The organism is Actinophytocola sp., from assembly GCF_035634895.1.
In the GTDB taxonomy this organism is placed as follows: domain Bacteria; phylum Actinomycetota; class Actinomycetes; order Mycobacteriales; family Pseudonocardiaceae; genus Actinophytocola.
The window spans coordinates 1-22,779 of the sequence record NZ_DASQCC010000150.1 but is presented as its reverse complement, the minus strand read 5'-3'; the positions used below and the strand labels follow the sequence as shown (position 1 = coordinate 22,779).

The 22,779-nt window shown below is 71.5% G+C and carries 27 protein-coding genes; 18 read left to right on the top strand and 9 right to left on the bottom strand.

The genetic code is table 11. The features are described from left to right. Positions 1-6 precede the first annotated feature (6 nt). The 3 genes from bioB to VET29_RS22105 are packed head-to-tail and all read left to right on the top strand — an operon-like array spanning position 7 to position 1,918. On the top strand, positions 7-1,041 hold the full coding sequence (gene bioB, locus VET29_RS22115) for a biotin synthase BioB (protein ID WP_324923494.1): 1,035 nt from the start codon (positions 7-9) through the stop codon (positions 1,039-1,041). Continuing rightward, complete coding sequence (locus VET29_RS22110) at positions 1,038-1,268, top strand: hypothetical protein (protein WP_324923492.1); 231 nt, start codon at positions 1,038-1,040, stop codon at positions 1,266-1,268. The genes bioB and VET29_RS22110 overlap by 4 nt, the downstream gene beginning before the upstream one ends. Positions 1,269-1,318: 50 nt before the next feature. Further along, on the top strand, positions 1,319-1,918 hold the full coding sequence (locus tag VET29_RS22105) for a DUF2567 domain-containing protein (protein WP_324923490.1): 600 nt from the start codon (positions 1,319-1,321) through the stop codon (positions 1,916-1,918). A 15-nt stretch (positions 1,919-1,933) separates the two neighbouring features. Here the strand turns inward: VET29_RS22105 and VET29_RS22100 are convergent, their stop codons facing one another. After that, complete coding sequence (locus tag VET29_RS22100) at positions 1,934-2,620, bottom strand: LON peptidase substrate-binding domain-containing protein (RefSeq protein WP_324923488.1); 687 nt, start codon at positions 2,618-2,620, stop codon at positions 1,934-1,936. Positions 2,621-2,629: 9 nt separating this feature from the next. Beyond that, positions 2,630-3,346 (bottom strand): NUDIX hydrolase, encoded by a 717-nt coding sequence (locus VET29_RS22095; RefSeq protein WP_324923486.1) that lies wholly within the window; start codon positions 3,344-3,346, stop codon positions 2,630-2,632. Positions 3,347-3,554: 208 nt separating this feature from the next. On the opposite strand from VET29_RS22095, the gene nadA reads away from it, so the two are divergent. From nadA to nadC, 3 genes are read left to right on the top strand one after another with little or no spacing between them, the layout of a single operon-like run. Further along, positions 3,555-4,565 carry a quinolinate synthase NadA gene (nadA, locus tag VET29_RS22090; protein ID WP_324923573.1) on the top strand — a complete coding sequence of 337 codons (1,011 nt, stop codon included), beginning with the start codon at positions 3,555-3,557 and terminating at the stop codon, positions 4,563-4,565. Then, entirely contained in the window at positions 4,562-6,190 is a 1,629-nt protein-coding gene (locus tag VET29_RS22085) for an L-aspartate oxidase (RefSeq protein WP_324923484.1), read from the top strand. The genes nadA and VET29_RS22085 overlap by 4 nt, the downstream gene beginning before the upstream one ends. Next, the gene (nadC, locus tag VET29_RS22080; RefSeq protein WP_324923483.1) at positions 6,187-7,047 is read left to right on the top strand and encodes a carboxylating nicotinate-nucleotide diphosphorylase; all 861 of its coding nucleotides are present in this window, start codon (positions 6,187-6,189) and stop codon (positions 7,045-7,047) included. The genes VET29_RS22085 and nadC overlap by 4 nt, the downstream gene beginning before the upstream one ends. A 7-nt stretch (positions 7,048-7,054) precedes the next feature. Here the strand turns inward: nadC and VET29_RS22075 are convergent, their stop codons facing one another. After that, the gene (locus tag VET29_RS22075) at positions 7,055-7,396 is read right to left on the bottom strand and encodes a hypothetical protein (RefSeq protein WP_324923482.1); all 342 of its coding nucleotides are present in this window, start codon (positions 7,394-7,396) and stop codon (positions 7,055-7,057) included. Further along, the gene (locus VET29_RS22070) at positions 7,396-7,971 is read right to left on the bottom strand and encodes a TetR/AcrR family transcriptional regulator (protein WP_324923480.1); all 576 of its coding nucleotides are present in this window, start codon (positions 7,969-7,971) and stop codon (positions 7,396-7,398) included. The genes VET29_RS22075 and VET29_RS22070 overlap by 1 nt, the downstream gene beginning before the upstream one ends. Before the next feature lie 49 nt (positions 7,972-8,020). Between VET29_RS22070 and VET29_RS22065 the strand changes: the two genes are divergently transcribed. Continuing rightward, a complete protein-coding gene (locus VET29_RS22065) occupies positions 8,021-9,328 on the top strand; it encodes a cytochrome P450 (protein WP_324923478.1) in 1,308 nt (435 codons plus the stop codon). A 52-nt stretch (positions 9,329-9,380) separates the two neighbouring features. Here VET29_RS22065 and VET29_RS22060 read toward each other — a convergent pair whose 3' ends face one another. Further along, positions 9,381-10,145 carry a carbon-nitrogen hydrolase family protein gene (locus VET29_RS22060; RefSeq protein WP_324923476.1) on the bottom strand — a complete coding sequence of 255 codons (765 nt, stop codon included), beginning with the start codon at positions 10,143-10,145 and terminating at the stop codon, positions 9,381-9,383. 74 nt (positions 10,146-10,219) lie between these two features. On the opposite strand from VET29_RS22060, the gene VET29_RS22055 reads away from it, so the two are divergent. From VET29_RS22055 to VET29_RS22025, 7 genes are all read left to right on the top strand, one after another. Continuing rightward, positions 10,220-11,743, top strand: coding sequence for an ABC transporter substrate-binding protein (locus tag VET29_RS22055; RefSeq protein ID WP_324923474.1), 1,524 nt, complete (start codon positions 10,220-10,222; stop codon positions 11,741-11,743). Positions 11,744-11,856: 113 nt separating this feature from the next. Continuing rightward, the gene (locus tag VET29_RS22050; RefSeq protein ID WP_324923472.1) at positions 11,857-13,023 is read left to right on the top strand and encodes an aminotransferase class V-fold PLP-dependent enzyme; all 1,167 of its coding nucleotides are present in this window, start codon (positions 11,857-11,859) and stop codon (positions 13,021-13,023) included. Positions 13,024-13,204: 181 nt separating this feature from the next. After that, positions 13,205-14,527: a histidinol dehydrogenase gene (gene hisD, locus VET29_RS22045; protein ID WP_324923469.1), complete on the top strand. Its 1,323-nt coding sequence runs from the start codon at positions 13,205-13,207 to the stop codon at positions 14,525-14,527. Then, positions 14,524-15,621 (top strand): histidinol-phosphate transaminase, encoded by a 1,098-nt coding sequence (locus VET29_RS22040; RefSeq protein WP_324923467.1) that lies wholly within the window; start codon positions 14,524-14,526, stop codon positions 15,619-15,621. Before hisD ends, VET29_RS22040 begins: the two co-directional genes overlap by 4 nt. Next, entirely contained in the window at positions 15,618-16,217 is a 600-nt protein-coding gene (gene hisB / locus VET29_RS22035; RefSeq protein WP_324923465.1) for an imidazoleglycerol-phosphate dehydratase HisB, read from the top strand. Before VET29_RS22040 ends, hisB begins: the two co-directional genes overlap by 4 nt. A 10-nt stretch (positions 16,218-16,227) precedes the next feature. Continuing rightward, positions 16,228-16,386: a hypothetical protein gene (locus VET29_RS22030; RefSeq protein ID WP_324923463.1), complete on the top strand. Its 159-nt coding sequence runs from the start codon at positions 16,228-16,230 to the stop codon at positions 16,384-16,386. Between the two features lie 16 nt (positions 16,387-16,402). Continuing rightward, positions 16,403-16,807 (top strand): DUF1992 domain-containing protein, encoded by a 405-nt coding sequence (locus VET29_RS22025; protein ID WP_324923461.1) that lies wholly within the window; start codon positions 16,403-16,405, stop codon positions 16,805-16,807. 446 nt (positions 16,808-17,253) lie between these two features. Here VET29_RS22025 and soxR read toward each other — a convergent pair whose 3' ends face one another. Beyond that, positions 17,254-17,715: a redox-sensitive transcriptional activator SoxR gene (gene soxR, locus VET29_RS22020; protein ID WP_324923459.1), complete on the bottom strand. Its 462-nt coding sequence runs from the start codon at positions 17,713-17,715 to the stop codon at positions 17,254-17,256. 78 nt (positions 17,716-17,793) lie between these two features. On the opposite strand from soxR, the gene VET29_RS22015 reads away from it, so the two are divergent. From VET29_RS22015 to priA, 4 genes are all read left to right on the top strand, one after another. Next, positions 17,794-18,465 carry a thiamine pyrophosphate-dependent enzyme gene (locus tag VET29_RS22015; RefSeq protein ID WP_324923457.1) on the top strand — a complete coding sequence of 224 codons (672 nt, stop codon included), beginning with the start codon at positions 17,794-17,796 and terminating at the stop codon, positions 18,463-18,465. Positions 18,466-18,468: 3 nt separating this feature from the next. Beyond that, positions 18,469-19,356, top strand: coding sequence for a transketolase (locus VET29_RS22010; protein WP_324923455.1), 888 nt, complete (start codon positions 18,469-18,471; stop codon positions 19,354-19,356). A gap of 94 nt (positions 19,357-19,450) precedes the next feature. Next, positions 19,451-20,080, top strand: a complete 630-nt coding sequence (gene hisH, locus VET29_RS22005; RefSeq protein WP_324923453.1) for an imidazole glycerol phosphate synthase subunit HisH — start codon at positions 19,451-19,453, stop codon at positions 20,078-20,080. 14 nt (positions 20,081-20,094) lie between these two features. Beyond that, positions 20,095-20,829: a bifunctional 1-(5-phosphoribosyl)-5-((5-phosphoribosylamino)methylideneamino)imidazole-4-carboxamide isomerase/phosphoribosylanthranilate isomerase PriA gene (gene priA, locus VET29_RS22000; protein ID WP_324923451.1), complete on the top strand. Its 735-nt coding sequence runs from the start codon at positions 20,095-20,097 to the stop codon at positions 20,827-20,829. A 2-nt stretch (positions 20,830-20,831) separates the two neighbouring features. On the opposite strand, the gene VET29_RS21995 is transcribed toward priA, so the two are convergent. From VET29_RS21995 to VET29_RS21985, 3 genes are read right to left on the bottom strand one after another with little or no spacing between them, the layout of a single operon-like run. Continuing rightward, on the bottom strand, positions 20,832-21,212 hold the full coding sequence (locus VET29_RS21995) for a PPOX class F420-dependent oxidoreductase (protein WP_324923449.1): 381 nt from the start codon (positions 21,210-21,212) through the stop codon (positions 20,832-20,834). Positions 21,213-21,270: 58 nt separating this feature from the next. Beyond that, on the bottom strand, positions 21,271-22,005 hold the full coding sequence (locus VET29_RS21990; RefSeq protein WP_324923447.1) for an ABC transporter permease: 735 nt from the start codon (positions 22,003-22,005) through the stop codon (positions 21,271-21,273). Next, positions 22,002-22,727, bottom strand: a complete 726-nt coding sequence (locus VET29_RS21985) for an ABC transporter ATP-binding protein (protein WP_324923444.1) — start codon at positions 22,725-22,727, stop codon at positions 22,002-22,004. Before VET29_RS21985 ends, VET29_RS21990 begins: the two co-directional genes overlap by 4 nt. Positions 22,728-22,779 lie beyond the last annotated feature (52 nt).

Below are 22,779 nucleotides of genomic sequence, written 5' to 3'. Positions count from 1 at the left end.
CCACCGGTGACCGCAGCTGCCGAACGGACGGAAACGACGGCGGAGACCGACCCACTCGCCATCGCCCGGGAGCAGGTGCTCGAACGCGGTGTCGGCCTGACCGAGTCGCAGATTCTCGACATCCTCCACCTCGACGACGACCGGATCCCCGAGCTGCTCGCGCTCGCCCACGACGTGCGGATGCGCTGGTGCGGTCCGGAGGTCGAGGTCGAGGGCATCGTCAGCCTCAAGACCGGCGGCTGCCCCGAGGACTGCCACTTCTGCTCGCAGTCCGGCCAGTTCCCCTCGCCGGTGCGGTCGGCGTGGCTGGACATCCCCGGCCTGGTCAGGGCGGCCCGGGAGACCGCGGCCACCGGCGCGTCGGAGTTCTGCATCGTCGCCGCCGTACGTGGCCCGGACAAGCGGCTGCTGTCCCAGGTCCGCGACGGGATCAGGGCCATCCGTGAGGACGGCAACGACATCCAGATCGCCTGCTCGCTCGGCATGCTCACCCAGGCGCAGGTCGACGAGCTCGTCGAGATGGGCGTGCACCGCTACAACCACAACCTCGAGACCGCCCGCTCGCACTTCCCCAACGTGGTGACCACCCACTCGTGGGAGGAGCGGTGGGACACGCTCAAGATGGTGCACGTGGCCGGCATGGAGGTCTGCTGCGGCGGGATCATCGGCATGGGGGAGACGGTCGAGCAGCGCGCGGAGTTCGCGGCGCAGCTCGGTGAGCTGGACCCGCACGAGGTCCCCATGAACTTCCTCATCCCGCAGCCCGGCACCCCGTACGAGAACTACGAGATCGTCGAGGGCAAGGCCGCGCTGCGCACGATCGCCGCGTTCCGGCTCGCGCTGCCCCGCACGATCCTGCGGTTCGCCGGCGGCCGCGAGCTGACCCTCGGTGACCTCGGCGCCGAGCAGGGCATGCTGGGCGGCATCAACGCCATCATCGTCGGCAACTACCTGACCAACCTCGGTCGGCCCGCCCAGCAGGACCTGGACATGCTGGCGGAGCTCAAGATGCCCGTCAAGGCGCTGAGCGAGCATCTGTGAGCGGAGCCGGCCACGGGCCCGACGCGGGCGTGAGCTTCTGTACTCACTGCGGCCGCCCGGCGGGTGAGGGCGACCACGCCCGGTGCTCGGGAACCCAGGCCGACCTCGACCCGCCGCGCTTCTGCGCGGCCTGCGCGCGCCGCATGATCGTGCAGGTGACGCCGTCGGGGTGGACCGCCAGGTGCAGCCGCCACGGTGAGCGTTCGTCGGTCGACGCCGGGTACTAGTCTTTGTGGCTACGGGTCGTGTTCGCGGCCGGGACCAGTGGGAGGTCGGCGTGTCGGAACAACCGGTCGGGGAGCAGCACGCGCCGAACCGGGAGCCCGAGTACCCGACCTTCCCGGCCCCCGAGTGGCAGCCGCGGACGCCGCGGGTGGTCGTCCGGCGTGACCTGCTGCCGGCGGTCAGCGTGCTGTCCACGGTCGCGTTGCTCGGTCTCGCCGTCGGCTGGCTGTGGTCACGGCTCGCGCCGCCGCAGCGCAAGGTCATCACCCAGGACGGCCAGGCGGCGACGCTGACCGACGAGAGCTACCACCGGTTCGACGGCCTGGTGATCTTCATGCTGCTGTGCATCGCGGCGGGGATCGTCACCGGCGTCGCGGTCTGGTACCTGCGGGAACGCCGCGGTCCCGTGGTCATGCTGGCGGCCGCCGGGGGCGGCGCGCTCGGCGGCTGGCTCGCCCAGTCGGTCGGCAGGTCGTGGGCGGACGGCCGCTGGCCGGTGCCCCAGAGCATGAAGCCGCTGGACATCGTGTCGGTGGCGCCGGTGCTCGAGTCGCACTGGGGCCTGATCCTGTGGCCGCTGATGACCGCCCTGGCATACGGCGTCCTCGCCGCGATGAACGGCATGGACGACATGGGCCGCCGGCTCGGCTAGTGGGTGCGGGAACGGTCAGTTGCCCTGCTGGGGTATCTCCACCGGGGGAGCGGGAACCGCGTTCAGGGTCGCCAGAATCCCGGCCTCCCGGCTGATCAGCCGGGTCACCAGCCGCAGCCGGTGCAGCGGGCGGGTCTCCTCCAGGATGCGCTGGCGGTCGTCCAGTGGCAGCAGGCAGTCCGTCGTCAGCAGATGGGCCAGCGCGGCCACGTCCACGTCCTCCGCGGGTTCGGTCCACTCGCCCTGTTTCCATGCCGCCTGGCAGTACCGCCGGTAGGCCGCCCGCGCCGCGGCGACCAGCGAGTCGATGGTCTGTGAGATCGTGCGCTGACCCGGGACCACCGCGGGGGTGTCCGGCAGCCACTCGACCTCGCCGATCAGGTACGGCGCCGCGGCGTGGTCCAGTGCCAGCAGCCGGAACCGCTGCTCGCCAACGGTCACGATGTCGAACCGACCGTCGGGCAGCCGGGAGGCCTGGCGCAGCACCGCCGTACACCCGATCGGTTTGACCTGGTCGAGTGAGGTGACTTCCACCTCCGCGGACGGGGTGAGCGCGACGACGCCGAACCGCTTCTCCGGCACGGCACCCGTCATCAGGTCGACGGTCAACTGTCGGTACCGCGGCTCGAAGATGTGCAACGGCAACGGCACTCCGGGCAGCAGCACCGTTCGTAGCGGGAAGAGCGGAAGCGGTAAGGGCACGGACCCAGGCTAGGTCGCCGCGGCTCCTCGCGCTTGGTTCGGCGGCCTGAACACTGCGAACGGGTCAGTCACCGAGATCCCTCGTTGGGTGAAACGGAACAGTGCGGCAGGGCGACCGCCGGCCCGTCCAGGTGGCGCTGTGTCACCAGTGGGCTCGAGCAGGCCGCGCCGGGACAGCACCCGCTGCAGGTTCGTCGCGGACACCCGGTACCCCAGCGCCGCCGAGTACAGCGACCGCAGCGCCGAGACCGTGAACACCGGTGGCGCGAGCGCGAACCCCAGGTTCGTGTAGGACAGCTTGGCCCGCAGCCGGTCACGTGCTCGACGCACGATCGCCTCGTGGTCGAACGCGGTGCGGGGGAGCGCGTCCACCTGGTGCCAGGCGGTGTCCGACGGCAGCGCCGGGTCGTTGTCGGACGGTACGAGCCCCAGGAACGCCGAGGCGATCACCCGCCCGCCCGGCACCCGGTCCGGCGCGCTGAACACGGCCAGCTGCTCGACGTGCGCCAGCTGCCGGACGTCGACCTTCTCCTCGAGCTGGCGCCGGATCGACGTCTCGATGTCCTCGGTCGCGCCGAGCCGTCCGCCTGGGAGTGACCACCGGTGCGCGTGCGGTTCCTGAGCGCGTTCCCAGAGCAGGACCTGGAGTGATCCCGCTCGCACCTGGAGCACCGCGGCCAGCACTTCGTGGTCAGCCACGGTTAACACGGTGGTAGCATGAGGCATGTTTTCGATCCTAAGGCGAAAACCTCTGGAGAGGAAACCGACAGGCGGACCGTAGCCCACCAGTGGAGCGAGAGCGACGTGAGCGGGCGACGTCTGGACTGACGAGCACGGCGGCCCCGGCGGGGTAGGAGCCCGGGCCTCCGCGCGCAGGAGGGAAGACGGCGTCGTTAGCGGAGGAGCGAAGCGAACCATGAACACAGCGGGAACGATGGCCGCGACGTTGGAGCAGGATCTGACGCCGTACACCGGGGTCGAGCCGGACGCGGCGTGGCGCGACGAGGTGCGCGCGCTCGCGAGGGAACGCGACGCCGTGCTGCTCGCGCACAACTACCAACTGCCGGAGATCCAGGACATCGCCGACCACACCGGCGACTCGCTCGCGCTGAGCCGCATCGCGGCCGCCAGCGACGCGTCCACGATCATCTTCTGCGGCGTCCACTTCATGGCCGAGACCGCGAAGATCCTGAGCCCGGACAAGACCGTGCTCATCCCCGACGCCCGCGCCGGCTGCTCGCTCGCCGACTCCATCGACGCCGCCCAGCTGCGTGCGTGGAAGGCCGAGCACCCGGACGCCGTCGTCGTGTCCTATGTGAACACGACCGCCGAGGTCAAGGCCGAGACCGACATCTGCTGCACGTCCTCCAACGCCGTCGACGTGGTCCGCTCGATCCCCGCCGACCGCGAGGTCCTGTTCCTGCCGGACCAGTTCCTCGGCGCACACGTCAAGCGGGAGACCGGCCGCGAGAACCTGCATGTCTGGGCCGGCGAGTGCCACGTCCATGCCGGCATCAACGGCCCTGAGCTGGCCGCCCGCGCCGCCGCCAACCCGGCCGCCGACCTGTTCGTGCACCCCGAGTGCGGCTGCGCGACCTCCGCGCTCTACCTGGCCGGCGAGGGCGTGGTCCCGAAGAACCAGGTCAAGATCCTCTCCACCGGTGACATGGTGACCGAGGCCCGCGCCACCAAGGCGAGCACGGTGCTGGTCGCGACCGAGATCGGCATGCTGCACCAGCTGCGCCGCGCCGCGCCGGAGATCGACTTCCGCGCGGTGAACGAGCGCGCGTCCTGCCGGTACATGAAGATGATCACGCCGGCCGCGTTGCTCCGGTCGCTGCGCGAGGGCCGCGACGAGGTGCACGTGGACGCGCGGACGGCCGCGCGTGCCCGCGGCGCGGTGCAGCGGATGATCGAGATCGGCAAGCCCGGTGGTGCGGAATGACCTCGCGGCCGGGCGCGACCACGTCCGCGCTCTGGGAGGCGCAGGCCGACCTGGTGGTCGTCGGCACGGGCGTCGCCGGGCTGACCGCCGCGCTGCGTGCCCGTGAGCTGGGCCTGAACGTTCTGGTCGTGACCAAGGAGGCCGCGGACGGCGGCAACACCCGCTGGGCGCAGGGTGGCGTCGCCGTGGTGCTGGGCGACGTCGCGGACGACTCGATCGCCCGGCACGTCGACGACACGCTGGTCGCGGGCGTCGGCCTGTGCGACGTGGTGGCGACGTCGCGGATCATCGGCGCCGGACCCGCGGCGGTCGCGTGGTTGCGGGAGCGCGGCGCGGTGTTCGACGTCGAAGGTGACCGGCTCGCCAGGACCCGCGAGGGCGGCCACACGGCGTTCCGCGTGGTGCACGCGGGCGGTGACGCGACCGGCGCCGAGGTGGAACGCGCGCTGGTCGAGGCGTCACGGGACGACCGCGTGCCGATGCTGGAGAACCACACCGCGGTCGACACGCTGCGGACCCCGGCCGGCGAGGTCGCCGGACTGCTGGTGCTCGACGGCGAAGGCCGGCCGGGAGTCCTTGTGGCGCCGGCGGTTCTGCTCGCGACCGGCGGCCTCGGCCAGCTGTACCAGGCGACGTCGAACCCGGCCGTCGCGACCGCGGACGGCGTGGCGATCGCGTTGCGGTCCGGGGCGCCGGTGGCGGACCTGGAGTTCGTGCAGTTCCACCCGACCGTGCTGTACACGGGGTCGGGCGCGCGCGGCCGGTGCCCGCTGGTCACCGAGGCGGTGCGCGGCGAGGGTGCGGTGCTGGTCGACTCCCGTGGTGACCGCGTGATGGCCGGCGTGCACCCGCAGGAGGACCTGGCGCCGCGGGACGTGGTGTCCGCGGCGATCACCCGCCGGATGAGCGCGCTGGGCGACGACCACGTGTACCTGGACGCGACACACCTGTCCGCGGCGGAGTTCCGGCGGCGGTTCCCGACGGTGCTGGCCGCGTGCCGCACGGTCGGTGTCGACCCGTCCGTGGCGCCGATTCCCGTCGCCCCGGCGGCACACTTCTCCTGCGGCGGCGTGGTGTCCACAGTGGAGGGTCGGACGCCGGTGCCCGGCCTGTACGCGGCCGGCGAGGTGGCACGCACCGGCCTGCACGGCGCGAACAGGTTGGCGTCCAACAGCCTGCTCGAAGGCCTGGTCGTCGGCACGCGGGCCGCGGAGGCCGTGGCGGCGGACCTGGCGCTCGGTTTGCCGGCGGAGCGGCGGCTGGCCGCGTGCCCGCCGGTGCCGGTGGTGCCGGTCGCGGACCGCGACACGCTGCAGCGGGTGATGAGCCGCTACGCCGCGATCGGCCGGGACGCCGAGGGCCTCGCGGTCGTCGGGTCGGTGCTGGACGTGTCGGCGGTCGACCGTCCGCTCGGCACGCGGGAGCTGGTCGAGGACGCGGCGCTGACGCTGACGGCCCGCGCGCTGATCGCCGCGGCGGCGGCCCGTGAGGAGTCGCGAGGCTGCCACGTTCGCGACGACTTCCCCGTGCCGGCAGGAGAATGGGCGAGGAGCCTGACGGTGCGCCTGACACCGTCCGGCCAACCGATGATCGCGGAACGAGTACTGGTGGAGGGGGCGGCGTGAACGGGGGTATCGGGGATATTGACCAGGACGACCTGCTTCGGGTGGTGAGGACGGCGCTGGAGGAAGACCTGCGCTACGGGCCGGACGCGACCACCGCGGCGACGGTGTCGGCGGATGTCGTGGCGACGGCGACGATCTCGCCACGCGCTTTCGGGACGGTGGCCGGCATCCCGGCCGTGCGCGCGGTCTTCGACGAGGTCATCGGCGCCTACGAGGTACTGTCCACAATGGACGAAGGGACGAAGGTCCGGCCCGGCGACGACGTACTGGTCGTCCGCGCTCCGGTTCGGGCGTTGCTGACCGCCGAGCGTACGGCGCTGAACCTGCTGTGCCACCTGTCCGGCGTGGCGACGGCGACGGCGGCGTGGGTGGCGGCGGTGGCGGGTACCGACGTGCGGATCCGTGACTCGAGGAAGACGTTGCCGGGCCTGCGTCTGCTGGAGAAGTACGCGGTCCGCCAGGGCGGCGGTGTCAACCACCGTCTCGGCCTCGGCGACGCCGTGCTCATCAAGGACAACCACGTGGCGGCGGCGGGCTCGGTGACGGCGGCGCTGCGTGCGGCGCGTGCCCAGGCGCCGGAGCTGCCGTGCGAGGTGGAGGTGGACACCCTCGACCAGCTGGAGGAGGCGCTGGCGGAGAAGGCGGAACTGGTGCTGCTGGACAACTTCACGCCGGAACGGTGTGTGGCGGCGGTGCGGCGGGTCGCGGACCTCGGCGCCCCGACGAAGCTGGAGGTGTCCGGCGGCCTCAAGCTGGCGGACGCACGGGTCTACGCCGAGACCGGCGTGGACTACCTGTCCGTCGGCGCGCTGACCCACTCCGCGCCGGCCCTGGACCTGGGGCTGGACCTGGGATAGCGCGGGGTCAGTCGGAGCCGGCGAACCTCTTCGCGAGGTCGCGGAGCCGGGCCACGGCCTCGGCGGCCTGTGTGCTGTCGATCCCGCTGATGGCCAGGTTGGGCAGGCTGCTCAGGTTCTCCACCTGGTCGGCGAAGCGCAGGTACTCCCGGTGCGCGTGTTCCCGGCACGCGAGGCAGGTCACGCTCTCCGGGCGTGGCGACGTCATCGCGTAGGGCACCCGCAGCGCACACCCCGTGGTGACGAGACCCGGCGTGTCGGGCACGACCCCGAGCAGCGACGTGACCGCGCTGCGGAACCCGGCGCCCGCCTCCACCACTCGCTGTGCCACATGGATGTGCGGATCCATCACGCCTCCGAGACCGCGCGCAGGTCGGCCAGGCCGCGCAGCAGGTCCTGTCCGTCCGGGGTGGCCGTCGGATCGAGCAGCCACTGCATCGACAACCCGTCGCACACGGCCATCATCCAGCTCGCCACCGCCGTGCAGCGTGGGTCGGCCGGGGTGGTGTCCAGTGCCTTCCCCACGATCTCGCTGACCCGCTCCCGCACCCCGCGGTACATCCCGGCGAGCTGTTCGCGCAGCTCGGGATCTCGCTCCGCCTGCGCCACCGCCTCCACGAACGAGACCAGCAGAGCCCGCCGGCCGCCGAGGTTCGCCAGCAGCGCCACCCACGTCCGGTGCGCCCGTTCCAGTGGCGACGCCGCCGGGTCCGCCAGCGCGATCTTCGTGAGCTGCGCGGCCCAGTCCTCGAACACGATGCCCAGCGCCGCGTTCAGCAACCCCGCCTTCGACCCGAAGTGGTACCCGATCGAGGCGAGGTTCGTGCCCGACGCGGCGACCAGGTCACGTGCGGTGATGTGCGCGTATCCCTTGTCCTCCAGCAGTTGCCGTGCCGCGGCGAGGAGCTGTTCCCGGTGACCCACCAGCTGATCGTAGTTGTGACGGCCATTTATACGCGCGTATAAACACGACATGGCCATGGTCGAGGCACCCCCAGCCCTGCCGCCCGGACCGAACCTGCCGCCGCTCGTCACGACCGTCCTGTTCATGACCGCGCGCCGCCGGGTTCTCACCCGCTGGCGCGTCCGCTACGGGGACGTCTTCACCTCACGCGTCGCCGGTGGGCGGACCGTCGTCACGCTCTGCCAGCCGGTGCACATCCGCCAGGTCTTCGCGGGCGCGCCAACGGTTTTCCACGCCGGCGAGGGCAACGGCGTGCTGGCGCCGGTCATGGGCAGACACTCGCTGCTGATCACCGACGAGGACGAGCACCTGCGTGCCCGCAAGCTGCTCATGCCCGCCTTCAACGGCGCCGCGCTGCGTGGCTACCGCGACCTGATGAGCGAGCTGGCCGCCGGTTGCGTCGACAGCTGGCCGGTAGGCACGCCGTTCCCGGTCCACCCGCGCATGAACGCGGTGACGCTGGAGATCATCCTGCGGGTCGTCTTCGGCATGTCCGACGGCCCGCGCCTGGCAAAGCTGCGGCCCCGCCTGGGCCGCGTCACCGACATCGGCCCGCTGACCGTGCTCGGCTGGAGCTACCCGAAGCTGCGCAACTTCGGCCCGTTCCGCCGGAACTGGGAGAACCTGCGCGCGGTGGACCGCGTGCTGTACGCGGAGATCACCGACCGGCGCGCCGTCGGTGACCTCTCCGAGCGCGGCGACGTGCTGTCCAGACTGCTCACCGCCGCCGGCGACGAGATGACCGACCTCGAACTGCGCGACCACATGGTCACGCTCCTGCTGGCCGGCCACGAGACCACCGCGACCGCCCTGGCCTGGTCGTTCCACGAGCTGGCGCGCCGCCCGGACATCCTCCGCAAGGCGCAGCAGGCGGCCGACGACGGTGACGACGGGTACCTGGAGGCCGTGGCGAAGGAGGCCATGCGCCGCCGCCCGGTGATCCAGAACGTGGCCCGCAAGCTGACCGAACCGACCGAGGTCGCCGGCTACCTCCTGCCGGCGGGCACGGTCGTCGCGCCGAGCATCTCGCTCGTCCATCGCGACGCGGCCGTGCACGCCGACCCCAGGGACTTCCGCCCGGAACGGTTCATCGGCAAGCAGCCGGAGTCCGGCACGTGGATCCCGTTCGGCGGGGGAGTCCGCCGCTGCATCGGCGCCGGCTTCTCGCTGCAGGAGGCCACCGCGGTCCTGCGGGAGGCGCTGACGCGCTACGACATCCGGCCCGAGCACGAGCGCCCGGAGGCCGTGAAACCCCGCAACATCACGCTGGTCCCGGCCGAGGGCGGCCGCATCGTCGCGACGCCCCGCAGACGATGACGGTGCCGTAACCGTCGCAGGGGTGCCCTTTCGCGACGGTTCGATGCCGGCGTCACAGCCGCCGGTTCGCCAGCACCGGGATGTTCGCGCGCGTCCGCTCGACGAGCGTGAGGTCCAGGTCCACCACCAGCAGTTCCGGGTCCGCGCCGGCGGACGCGACCACCGACCCGTCCGGCGCCGCGACCAGGCTGTGCCCGACCCCCGTCGGCGCCGTCGTCGGCACGCCGGGGTCCGCCTGCCCGCATGCCACCACGAAGCACGTCGAGTCCAGCGCCCGCGCCCGCACCAGCAGCTCCCACTGCTCGACCTTCCCCGGCCCTGCGCCCCACGAGGCCCCGAGCAGGATCACCGAGGCGCCCCGGTCCGCCAACCCCGTGAACACCCCGGGAAACCGCACGTCGTAGCAGGTCGCGATGCCGACGTCGGCGAGCACCACCAGCTCGTCACCCGGCGCTACGGTCCGTGACTCCTGGAAGCCGAACGCGTCGTACAGGTGGATCTTGTCGTAGCCGACGTGCCGGTCACGCGCTGTCGCCAGCAGCGTGTTGAACACCCGCCCGTTCGGCGCCGGCGTGAACATCCCGGCCACCACGAGCACGTCGTGGGACGACGCGATCTCCCGCACGCCCGACGCCCACGGCCCGTCCAGCGGCTCCGCCAGTGGGCCCAGTGACGTGCCGAAACACGCCATCGTCGCCTCCGGGAACAGGACCACCGACGCCCCGTCCGCGGCGGCCGCCTTCACCTGTTCCGCCACGAGAGTCAGGTTCTCGTCGGGCGACGGGGTGGACGTGATCTGGCTCAGGGCGACACGCACGGCGACGACCTCCGGAAGTGAGAATCGTTAATCCCTCCACGCGAGGATATGTCGCCCGGCTAGGGTCGGGCCTCGTGCCCAACAAGTCGCGTCTTCTCGTGCCGCTCCTCGCGGTCGCGCTCGTGGGCGCCTGCACCGGCGATCCGGCCCCGCCGGCCTCCGGCGATCCCGACGGCAGGTCGCTGGTGATCGCCGTCGCCGACGAACCGGCTGACCTCAGCCCCCTCGCGGGCTACGCCGAGCACGGCGCCGCGAAGCTCTACGACGGGCTCGTCGAGCACCAGGCCAACCTCTCGCTTCGCCCCGCGCTCGCCACCGAGCTGCCGACGCCGGCCACCGACGGCCTGTCGTGGACCGTCTCGCTGCGCCCGGGCGTCACGTTCACCGACGGCTCGCCGTTCGAGGCGCAGGACGTCGTGGACACCTACCACGCGCTGCTCGACCCGGCGCGGAAGTCGCCGGTGCGCCAACGGTTCTCGATGCTCAAGAACGTCGTGGCCCTGAACACCGCGACCGTGCGGTTCGACCTGTCCGCGCCGTACGCGCCGTTCGCCGACCTGCTCACGCTCGGCATCGTGTCCAGCGAGTCGCTCGACACCCAGAGCCCGGTCGGCACCGGCCCGTACCGGCTCGCCACGTGGCAGCGCGGCCAGCGGATGGTGCTCGAGGCCAACAAGTCCTACTGGGACGAGGCGCCGGCCGTCACCAAGGTCACCGTCGAGTTCGTCCCAGACGACGCGACCCGCGCCAAGCAGCTGACGAAGGGCAAGCTCGACGGCGCCGCGCTGCCGCCGGAGCTCGCGGTGAAGTTCGAGGACGCCGACGGCATGCGGGTGGTCGCCCACAGTGCCGCGGACGTGCGCGCGGTCCTCATGCCGGCCGGCGACCCCGTCACCGGCGACGCCGCCCTGCGGCTCGCGTTGAACTACGCGGTCAACCGCGACGCGATGGTGGAGAACGTGCTGGCCGGCAAGGGTCGTGTCGCGTACACGCCGATGCCCGAGGTGCTGGCCGAGTTCGCCGAGCCGGACGCGGTCTTCGACTACGACCTGCCCCGCGCGCTCGACGCGCTGTCATCGGGCGGCTGGAACCCCGGCGCCGGCGGCGTGCGGGTCAAGAACGGCGCGCAGGCCGCGTTCCCCCTGCGGTACGAGCAGGGTGACACGGTCGCCGCAGGCATGGCCGAGGCGTTCGCGACCGACGCGCGCGCGGTCGGCGTGCAGGTCACGCCCGAGGCGACGACCGATCCGGCCGCGCTGGCGGCCGGCCCGTCGGTGGTGAGCTTCGGCGACCCGTTCGACCCGGACACCGCGCTGTACCCGGTGCTGCGGTCCGGGCTCGGGGGGTATGACAACGAGGCCGTCGACACGGCGCTGGACACCGGGCGTACCGCGACCGACCCGGCCGAGCGGGCCACGATGTACCGGAAGGTCCAGCGTGCGTGGGTGACCGCGCCGGGCATGGTGGTGCTCGCCGCCCCGAACCACACCTACGTCATCCGGGAGAGCTGGGACGGGTACCAGCCGGTGGTCGACGCGGCGGGCGCGGACGCCACCTGGGGCGCGTGGTGGAACCTGGAGGACTGGACGCCGCGCTGAGCGGAGCTTGCGGAGCGAAAAGACATTGCTGAGCGGAGCTTGCGGAGCGAATCGTCGATGTTGAGCGGAGCTTGCGGAGCGTTCCGGCGCGACGGAGCGGGTGAGGAGACGGCATGATCGACCTCGAGGCCGTACGCGCGCAGACGCCGGGCTGCCACCGGGGTGTGTTCCTCGACAGCGCGGGCTCGTCGCTGCCGCCGGTGCGGGTGCTGGACGAGGTCGTCAACCACCTGCGCCGCGAGGCCGAGGTGGGTGGCTACCGGGCCGCGGAGGAGCGTCTCGACGACCTCGAGGCCGGCTACGCGGTGCTCGCGTCGGTGCTGGACTGTCATCCCGACGAGGTCGCCTTCACCGACAGCGCGACCCGGTCGTGGCTGGCCGTGTTCGACGCGATCCCGCTGGCCGCCGGCGACCGGATCCTCTGCACGGAGGCGGAGTACGCGGGCAACGCCATTCCGCTGCTGCGCCGTGCCGAGGAGGTCGGCGCCGTCGTGGAGGCGATCCCGTCGGACGCCATGGGCGCGGTGGACGTCGCGGCGCTCCGCTCGTTGCTCGACGAGCGGGTGCGGCTGGTGTCGCTGGTGCACGTGCCGACCAACGGCGGCCTGGTGAACCCGGTGGCGCCGGTGGTCGAAGCGGCGCACGAGGTCGGCGCGCTGGTGATGCTGGACGCGTGCCAGTCGGTGGGGCAGGTCCAGGTGACGGGCCTCGGCGCGGACATCATCACGGGCACGGGCCGCAAGTGGCTGCGCGGGCCGCGTGGCACGGGTTTCCTGGTGGTGCGCCGGCCGGTCCTGGAGTCCCTGCACCCGCGACAGGTCGACCTGCACAGCGGCACGTGGGTCGGGCCCGACCGGTACGAGCTGCGGGACGACGCCCGGGTCTTCGAGCTGTGGGAGTCGAACATCGCCGACCGCCTCGGCCTGGTCGCGGCGTTCCAGTACGCGCTCGACCTGGGCATCGACGCCATCGCCGCCGCGGTCGCCGACCGCGGCGAGCACCTGCGCAGGGGCCTCGCGGAGCTCCCGGGCGTGACCGTCCACGACCTGGGCTCGCAACGGTGCGGCCTGGTGACCTTCTCGGTTTCGGGAGTGCCCGCCGCCGAGGTCCGCGACCGCCTGCGCGAGAAGGGCGTCACCGTCACCGTGTCCGGTGTGACCTCGACCCGCTACGACATGACCCGGCGCGGTCTGGACGAGATCGTCCGGGCCTCGCCGCACTACTTCGTGAGCCCGGCCCAGCTGGACGAGGCCGTGGCGGCCGTGGCCGAACTGGCCTGAACGGAGCTTTCCGGCGAGGCTTTTGTGGACGGTCGCCCGGGACCCGGGTCGCGACAACCCGTCACGGGTCGGGAACCGTGCGTCAGGACCGGATCGTCCGACCGGCGGAGTGGGCCGTTCGGGGGCACGCGGGACCGCTTAGGCTGTGGGTGTCGCTGTGAGAATTCGTGAAGGGAAACCGATGCTGAGCCGCACCGACCTGCGTGGTCGAGTCCCGTCGCCGGCCGAGCTGCGCGCGCTGCTGCCGCGCGCCGACGTGGACGTGGACGCGGTGCTGCATCAGGTCCGCCCCCTGGTCGACGACGTGCGGGAGCGTGGCGTCGAGGCCGTGCTGGAGCTGTCCGAGCGGTTCGACGGCGTCCGCCCCGCGAAGATCCGGGTGCCCCTGCGGGAGCTGACGTCCGGTCTCGCGTACCTCGAACGGCCCGTCCGCGAGGCGATCGAGGAGTCGATCGAGCGCGCCCGCCGGGTGCACGCCGACCAGCGCCGCACCGACGTCACCACCCAGGTCGTGCCGGGCGGCACGGTCACCGAGCGCTGGGTGCCGGTCCGCCGCGTCGGCCTGTACGCGCCGGGCGGGCTCGCGGTGTACCCGTCGAGCGTCGTGATGAACGTGGTGCCGGCGCAGATCGCGGGCGTCGAGTCGCTCGTGGTGTGCTCGCCGCCGCAACCCGAGTTCGGCGGGCTGCCGCACCCGACCGTCCTCGCCGCCGCCGAGCTGCTCGGCGTGACCGAGGTGTGGGCGGTCGGGGGAGCGCAGGCGGTCGCACTGCTGGCCCACGGCGGCACCGACACCGACGGGACCCCGCTGGAGCCGGTCGACCTGGTCACCGGTCCCGGCAACGTCTACCTGACCGCCGCCAAACGCCTGCTGCGCGGCACGATCGGCATCGACTCCGAGGCCGGGCCGACCGAGATCGCGGTCCTGGCCGACGAGACCGCCGACCCGGTGCACGTGGCCGCCGACCTGATCAGCCAGGCCGAGCACGACACCCTGGCCGCGAGCGTCCTGGTGACGCCGTCGGTCGAGCTGGCCGACGCGGTCGACGCGGAGCTGGCCCGCCAGGTCAAGGCCACCAAGCACACCGACCGCGTCACGACCGCCCTGCAGGGCGCCCAGTCCGGCTGTGTGCTGGTGTCCGATGTGGACGCCGGAGTGTCCGTCGTGGACGCGTACGCGGCCGAGCACCTCGAGGTGCAGACGGCCGACGCCGCGGCTGTCGCGGCACGGGTCCGGGCCGCCGGCGCGATCTTCGTCGGCCCGCACAGCCCGGTCTCGCTCGGCGACTACTGCGCCGGCTCCAACCACGTGCTGCCCACCGGCGGCTGCGCGCGGCACTCGTCGGGCCTGTCGGTGCAGACGTTCCTGCGGGGCATCCACGTCATCGACTACTCGGCGGACGCGCTTCGCGAGGTCGCCGGCAAGGTCGTCGCCCTCGCCAACGCCGAGGACCTGCCGGCGCACGGCCAGGCGGTCACGGCGCGGTTCGGGGGTACGGCGTGATCGGGGCTGAGGTCTCGCTTTCGGACCTGCCGTTGCGTGACGACCTGCGCGGCCGCTCGCCCTACGGCGCGCCGCAGCTGGACGTCGAGTTCCGGCTCAACACCAACGAGAACCCGTACCCGCCGCCGCCCGAGCTGGTCGCCGACCTGACGCGGGCGGTCGCCGAGGCGGCCGCGTCCCTGCACCGCTACCCCGACCGGGACGCGGTGGCGCTGCGAACCGACCTCGCGGCATACCTGTCGTCGGCCACCGGTGTCCCGCTCGCGGTCGAGAACCTGTGGGCCGCCAACGGTTCCAACGAGATCCTCCAACAGGTCCTCCAGGCGTTCGGCGGTCCGGGCCGCACGGCGATGGGCTTCGAGCCGTCGTACTCGATGCACCCGATCATCGCCACCGGCACCCGCACGGACTGGGCGCCGACGCCGCGCCGCTCGGACTTCACGCTCGACACGACCACCGCGGCCGCCGTCCTCGCCGACCGCAAGCCGGACATCGCGTTCGTGACCAGTCCGAACAACCCGACCGGCGGCTCGATCCCGCTGTCCGGGCTGCGTGCGCTGATCGAGGCCGCGCCGGGCCTGATCGTGGTGGACGAGGCGTACGCGGAGTTCTCGTCGCGGACGAGCGCGGTGACGTTGCTGGCCGAGTACCCGGCGAAGCTGATCGTGTCGCGGACGATGAGCAAGGCGTTCGCGTTCGCCGGCGGGCGTCTCGGCTACCTGGCCGCGGCCCCGGCGATGGTGGACGCGCTGCTGCTGGTCCGGTTGCCGTACCACCTGTCCGTCGTCACGCAGGCCGCGGCGCGGGCGGCACTGCGGCACGCCGACGCGACGCTGGCGTCCGTGCACAAGCTGGCCGACGAACGCGACCGCGTGATGGAGTCGTTGCGCGGCCTGGGTTTCGAGGTGGTGCCCAGCGACGCCAACTTCGTCCTCTTCGGACAGTTCACCGACGCGGCCGCGACGTGGCGGTCCTACCTGGACCACGGGGTCCTGATTCGGGACGTGGGGATCCCCGGACACCTGCGGGTCAGCATCGGCACACCGGCGGAGAACGACGCGTTCCTGGCCGCCAGTAAGGAGATCGTCAGGTGAACCGGATCGGTCGCGTCGAGCGGACGACCAGGGAGTCGTCGGTGGTCGTGGAGATCGACCTCGACGGCGCCGGCAAGGTGGACGTGTCCACCGGCGTCCCGTTCTACGACCACATGCTGACCGCGTTCGGCGCCCACGGCATGTTCGACCTGACGGTGCAGGCAAAGGGCGACATCGAGATCGACGCCCACCACACCGTCGAGGACGTGGCCATCGTCCTTGGTGAGGCCATCGGCAAGGCCCTGGGCGACAAGCATGGCATCCGCCGTTTCGGCGACGCCTGGATCCCGATGGACGAGACCCTGGCCCACGCGGCGGTGGACGTGTCCGGCCGCCCGTACTGCGTGCTGACCGGCGAGCCGGAGCTGATGACGGCGTTCGTGGTCGGCAACAACTACCCGACCGTGCTCAACCGGCACGTCTTCGAGTCCCTCGCCTTCCACGCGAGGATCGCACTGCACGTGCGCGTGATCCACGGCCGCGACCCCCACCACATCACCGAGGCCCAGTACAAGGCGGTAGCGAGGTCACTACGCGCCGCGGTGGAAGCGGACCCGAGGCAGCACGGAATCCCGAGCACAAAAGGCACCCTCTAGGCTTCCGCGCATGTCCAAGGAAGTAGTAGTCATAGGCCTGCTGGCGATAGCCGGCTTCCTGGTGGGCGGCGTGTACTCGACGTACAAGACCGCGAAGGTGATGGCCGTGATCCTGGGCCTGGCCGCGGCGGTGGCCGTAGGCGGCGCGGTGGTCTGGATGGCCTCGTAACGGGCAGAATGGCCCCATGACCGACAGAAAGCCACCAGACATGCCGGTCGAGACCTGGGTCGACTGGCAGATCCGCCAAGCCCAGGAACGCGGCGAGCTGGACAACCTCCCGGGTGCGGGAAAGCCGCTGCCGAAACGCCAGGGCGGCACCGTGGAATGGGTGGTCCAGAAACTCCGCGAAGAGAACCACGACACCAGCGCACTACTCCCGCCATCCCTGGCGATTCCGAAAGAAGTGGCGGCCCTCCCGGAACGCCTGACCAGGATCCGCACGGAACAAGAGGTCCGTGAGGTCGTCGAGGACATCAACAAACGCATCCTCGAAGTCCACCGGGCCCCACAGGTTGGCCCCCTACTGCGGATGGGCCCACTGGAGGTCGACGAGGTAGTAGAAGACTGGCGCGCCGCAAGGCAATCCTGACCGCCCCCGGCCACGAGGCCCCACAGGCGCGTCCGCGAGCCGCCACCCCATCCGGTTACCGTGCTGGGATCCCAGCAGGCCCTCAAGCCCGCATTGCCCAGCCAACAAGCCCGCCTTGCCCGGCCAACAAGCTGAACCAGCCGTTGCCCACTCGCCAGACGCCACCGCGATCCCTACTGGCGTTCAACCGCGCCTGCTATCTCAGCCATGTTCCCGCGCTGCCGGCCGCCCTTCGGCCTCCAACCCGCGCCTGCTGTCTCAGCCAAGCTGCCACGCTGCCGCTCACCCCTCGACCCAACCGCGCCTGCCATCTCAGCCATGTTCCCGCGCCGCCGCCCGCCCCTCGGCCTCCAACCGCGCCTTGCCAACCCCTCCCCACCCCGCCCCGCCCCCTCCCCACCCCGCGCCCACCCCCGGCCCCGCACCCAACCCCCAACCCGGAAAGATCAGATCCCACCCTCAGAGGAGGCCTTCAACCGAGGCGCCCCAGGCCCATAAGCCGCCAACAGGTCGTCCCGGTTGATCAGATGACAGGACTTCAACGACAAACACCCACACCCGATACAAGCCGTCAATCGATCCCTCAACCGCTGCATCGCGTCGATCCGGGCGTCCAACTCACTTCGCCACACATGGGACAGTCGCGCCCAGTCCGCCTTGGTCGGCGTACGCCCCTCGGGCAAAGTCCCCAGCGCGTCGCGGATCTCCTCCAGCGACAGCCCCACCCGCTGCGCGGTCCGGATGAACGCCAGCCGCCGCAACACCGCGCGGGCGTATTTCCGCTGGTTACCGGCGGTGCGCTCGGACAGGATCAACCCCCGCTCCTCGTAGAACCGCAGCGCGGTGTGCGGCACGCCACTGCGCCGCGAGACCTCGCCAATCGTCAGGTGATCGGGCAGCTTCGACACGGCCCGAACACTACCCGGGACCTCCACCAAGGTCGAGGTCCTTGACCTCCAGCGCGCTGGAGGTCGCATGCTCGTCACATGACAAAGACACTCGATCTCGCCGCGTTGTTCCGGCGGATGACCGGCGACGAGAAACACGAATGGGCCGCGGCGTCCACTGTGGACGTTCTCCGAGTGCTCTACGACCGGGTGCTGAACATCGACCCCACCACCGCCGACCATCCCGACCGTGACCGGTTCCTGCTCTCCAAGGGCCACGGCCCGATGGCCTACTACGCGATCCTCGCGGCAAAGGGGTTCATCGATCCGGCCGTCCTCGACGACTGGACCACCTTCGCCTCGCCGCTCGGCCAGCACCCCGACCGCAACCTCGTGCCCGGCGTCGAGATCAGCAGCGGCTCACTCGGCCACGGCCTGCCCCTCGCCGTCGGCACCGCACTCGGCCTCCGCGCCCAGAACCGGGTCAAGCCAAGGGTTTTCGTGCTCGTCGGCGACGGCGAGCTGGACGAGGGCAGCAACCACGAGGCCATCGCGCTCGCGACCCGCCTGCACGTCACCAACCTGACCGCGATCGCCGTCGACAACAGCTCCGCGAGCCATGGCTGGCCCGGCGGCATCGCCAACCGCTTCGCCGTCGAGGGCTGGCACGCGACCACTGTGGACGGTCGTGACCACGACGCTCTCCACGCCGCGCTCACCGCCCGCCAGGACGGCCCGAACGCCGTCGTGGCAACGATTCGGGAGGCGTGACCGATGCGACAGACCTTCGTGGACACCGTCAGCGCCGCACTCGACCACGACCCGCGGCTCGCGGTCGTCACCGCCGACATCTCCCGGGACGCCTTCGCGCCGGCGCGCGACCGCCACCCGCACCGCGTGCTCAACGTCGGCATCCGCGAGCAGGCCATGGTCGGCGTCGCGGGGGGACTGGCGCTCACCGGCCTGCGTCCCGTCGTGCACAGCTACACGCCGTTCCTCGTCGAGCGGCCGTTCGAGCAGATCAAGCTCGACCTCGGCCACCAGGACGTCGGCGCGGTGCTCGTCAGCATCGGCGCCTCCTACGACGACCCGGTGTGGGGCCGCACCCACCAGGGCCCCGGCGACGTCGCGCTGCTCGACACCCTGCCCGGCTGGACCGTGCACGTCCCCGGCCACCCGGACGAGGTCGCTGCGCTCCTGCCCGCCGCGCTCGCCGGCGACGACCACGGCGCGGGCCGCGTCTACCTGCGGCTCTCGACGCGGCAGAACGCGCGGGCCCACCCGGCGACCGGCCGGTTCTCCGTCGTGCGCGAGGGTGCGCGGGGCACGGTCGTCGCCGTCGGGCCGACGCTCGACAACGTCCTGGCCGCCACCGCCGACGTGGACGTCACCGTGCTGTACGCCTCGACCGTCCGGCCGTTCGACCACCGTGGCCTGCGGGCCGCCGGCCACGCGGATGTCGTGCTCGTCGAGCCGTACCTGGCCGGCACCTCCGCGCACGAGGTCGCGCACGCCTTCGACGACGTCGCCCACCGGCTGCGTGCGCTCGGCGTGCGGCGGGACGTCGAGGTCCGCGCGTACGGCACCGCCGAGGAGCACGACGCCGTCCACGGTCTCGACGCCGAGAGCATCGCGAGGTCGATCCGCGATTTCCTCCGGTGAAGCCGCACGGCGGCACCCTCTGGCACACCACCGTGGGCGAACGCGGTGTCGGAGCGCACCTTCGCGTGGTGACCCTTGCGGCTAGCCTGTTGGGGTGGCACGAGTCGTCGTACTGGACTATGGATCAGGCAACCTGAGGTCGGCCGAGCGTGCGTTGCGGCGGGTCGGCGCGGACGTCGAGGTGACCGGCGACCTCGCCGCCGCGCTCGAGTGCGACGGGTTGTTCGTACCCGGCGTCGGCGCGTTCGCGGCGTGCATGGCCGGGCTGCGCGGTGTCGCAGGCGACCGCGTCATCGGCCAGCGGCTCGCCGGCGGCCGGCCGGTGCTCGGGGTGTGCGTGGGCATGCAGATCCTGTTCGACCTTGGCATCGAGCACGGCGTGCGCACTGAGGGCTGCGGCCAGTGGCCCGGCACGGTCGAGCGGCTCGACGCCGAGATCGTGCCGCACATGGGGTGGAACACGGTCAGCGCGCCAGCCGACTCGGTGCTGTTCGACGGGTTGGACGCCGACACCAGGTTCTACTTCGTGCACTCGTACGCGGTCCAGCGGTGGGAGCTGGAGTCGTCGCCACCCATGCCGGTCCCCAAGGTCACGTGGGCGACCCACGGCGGCGACTTCGTGGCGGCGGTGGAGAACGGTCCGCTGGCCGCGACACAGTTCCACCCGGAGAAGTCCGGCGACGCGGGGGCTCACCTGCTCACGAACTGGCTGAAGAACCTGTAGGTACGCTGCTGCGCGTGACCTTCACCCTCCTTCCCGCGGTCGATGTGCGCGATGGCAAGGCCGTTCGCCTGTTCCAGGGCCAGTCCGGCACGGAGACCGGCTACGGCGACCCGTTGGCGGCGGCGCTGGCCTGGCAGGAGGCCGGCGCGGAGTGGGTGCACCTGGTCGACCTTGACGCGGCGTTCGGTACCGGTGACAACCGCGCGTTGACGGCGGAGATCGTGTCCAGGCTGGACGTCTCCGTGGAGCTGACCGGCGGAATCCGCGACGACGCCTCGCTGTCAGCCGCACTGGCGACGGGGTGCGCGCGGGTGAACCTGGGCACGGCGGCGGTCACGAACCCGTCGTGGTGCACGGAGGTGATCGCGTCCCATGGCGATCGGGTCGCGGTGGGACTGGACGTCCGCGCCGGCGACTCCGGCGGCTGGCGCGTGGCGACGAAGGGCTGGACCGAGGACGGTGGCGACCTGTGGGCTGTGCTGGCGCGCCTGGAGAGCGACGGCTGTGCCAGGTACGTGGTGACGGACGTGAGTAAGGACGGGACGCTCGAAGGGCCGAACCTGTCGCTGCTGCGCGAGGTGTGCGAGCGGGCGAAGGCGCCGGTGGTGGCGTCAGGCGGGGTGTCGAGCCTGGCCGACCTGCGTGCGCTGGCCGGGTTGGCGCCGCTGGGGGTCGAGGGCGCGATCATCGGGAAGGCGCTGTACGCGGGCGAGTTCACGCTGCCGGAGGCGTTGGCCGCGGTTCGCTGATCTCAGCGGTCGACGCTGATGGCCAGGCAGACGGTGCCGTGCCGGCCACGGAAGAGCTTGCTGGCGCCGATGGTGACGCGCCCGGCGACGCCGTACTTCTTCCTGAGCAGCCGGCGACCGCGCTCGGTCCCGTCGTCGTCGAGGATGCGGGCGGTGCCCTTGACCGTCTCGCCGCGTGGCCTGCCCCGCAGGTCGCACTCGGAAAGCTCGACGGCGGGGTTGTTCCGCACCCGCTTGACCTTGCCGGCCGTGGTCTGCGTCCAGACGATCAGGTCGTCCCCGTCGCGCCCCACCCACACGGGGGTGGGCACGGGCGTCCCGTCCTTACGGAACGTCGTGACCAGAAGGTAGCTACCGCGCCCAAGCCGCTCCACATCCGACATATCCGGAACAGTACCGATCAGTAACTGTGACCGCTCTCAGCGCGGCGTCCCGAGGCCGTCAGGGAGTGCGGCGGCGAAGGGTCGCGGCGCCCAGGACAAGGGCCAGAACGCCGCTACCAGCGACGATCACGAGATTCCGCGCGAACACCCCATCGAGTTCATTCGAACGTGTGACTGATTCGAGCGCGTCCACGGCATAAGATAGCGGCATCACGTTCGACAGCCATTCCAGCACCGGGGTCATCGAGCTCCGCGGTGCGAACAATCCACAAAGGAGGACCTGGGGCATCACGATCGCCGGCATGAACTGCACTGCCTGGAACTCGGTGCGGGCGAACGCGCTCGCCAGCAGCCCGAGTGCGGTGCCGAGCAGCGCGTCCAGCACGGCGATCAGCATGAGCAGCCACACCGAACCGTCGATCTCCAACCCGAGCCACGTCAGCGAGATCCCGGTCGCCACGAGGACCTGGATGACCGCGACCAGGCCGAACGCGATCGCGTAGCCGAAGAGCAGGTCGAGCTTGCCGATCGGCAGCGTCATGAGGCGTTCGAGCGTGGCGGTCGTGCGCTCACGCAGCGTGGTGATCGACGTGACGATGAACATGATCGCGAACGGGAACACGGCGAGCAGCGCGGGGGCGGCCACGCTGAACGCCCGCTCCGAGTTGAACACGTACCGAAGGAGGACCAGCAGCAACGACGGAACCAACACCATCATCGCGACCGTGCGGCGATCGTGGCGCAGCTGGGTGAGTATGCGCCGGGCGGTGGCCAGCGCGAACGTCACGTTCATGCGGGGGTCTCCTGTTGGCGGACCAGCTTGAGAAACGCCTGTTCGAGGTCATCGGCGGCGGTGGCCGCGCGCAGGGCGTCCGGGGTGTCGTCGGCGAGGATGCGGCCCTCGCGCATGAGCAGCAGGCGTTCGCAGCGGGCTGCCTCGTCCATGACGTGGCTCGACACCAGCAGCGTGACGCCACGCGCGGCGAGCTTGTGGAACAGCGCCCACAGCTCCTCGCGCAGCACGGGGTCGAGCCCGACCGTGGGCTCGTCGAGCACGAGCAGGTCCGGCCGCCCGAGCAGGGCGACGGCGAGACTCGCGCGGGTGAGCTGTCCGCCGGACAGCTCACCGACGATGTGGTCGGCATGCGTGCCAAGCCCGACCTCGTCGATGACGCGAGCGACGTCGCCGGCAGGTGCGCGCAAGATCGAGGCGAAGTAACGCAGGGACTCGCTGACGGTGAGGTCGGCGTAGACGGACGGGTTCTGTGTCGCGTAGCCGATCTTGTCGCGCAGCGGGGCGCTGCCCGCGGGTTCACCGAGCACGGTGACCGTGCCCGACTCGACGACCTGCACGCCGACGACCGCGCGCATGAGTGTCGTCTTGCCACAGCCGCTGGGGCCGAGCAACCCGGTGATGGACCCACGGGGCACGGAGAAGCCGACGCCGTGCAGCACGACCCGTCCCCCACGCCGCACCCACAACCCGTCAACGACGACGGCAGCAGAATTAGCCATGCGTTTAATTCTGCGCCCGTTGAAGATGTCAGTCAACTGTGAATGTCTTCGG